General features: G+C 68.1%; 1 protein-coding gene. It reads right to left on the bottom strand.

Features of this window, described 5'->3' with window-relative positions; translation table 11 throughout:
• A partial coding sequence (locus tag QZH66_RS18850) for a hypothetical protein (RefSeq protein ID WP_305807299.1) occupies positions 1-360 on the bottom strand: 360 nt, incomplete at both ends.

The following is a 360-nucleotide window of genomic DNA, read 5'->3' as shown; positions in this document are numbered from 1 at the left end:
GCAGCTGTGTTTGGGTCTGCTGCTGCAGTTGGTGATTTTGCTGCTCCACCCGGTCGAGCGCGATAGCGTGCCAGGCCAGGGTGGCGCTTTGTTCGGCTGGGCCCCAGCGGCGTGCGTGCTGCTCAAGGATGCGGCGGTGCCAGGGAGCCCAGTAGTTGGCGTGCTGGGCATCGCCGAGCTGGGAGGTGCCCAGGCCCTGGCGGTAGGTGGCGCCGATGCCGGGCACATGCACGAAGGGGCCCTGGTGGCTGAGCTGGCACCAGAAGTCCCAGTCTTCCATGACGGGCAGCTGCTCGTCGAAATGCGCAGCGGCAGCGCGCACCGCGCTGCGCCGAAACAGCACCGCATGGATGGGCAGGT

The sequence above is a fragment of the Stenotrophomonas sp. YIM B06876 genome (genome assembly GCF_030711595.1).
Classification (GTDB): Bacteria; Pseudomonadota; Gammaproteobacteria; order Xanthomonadales; family Xanthomonadaceae; genus Stenotrophomonas.
The sequence above is the reverse complement of the archived record's forward strand: the minus strand, read 5'-3'. Positions and strand labels throughout refer to the sequence as shown.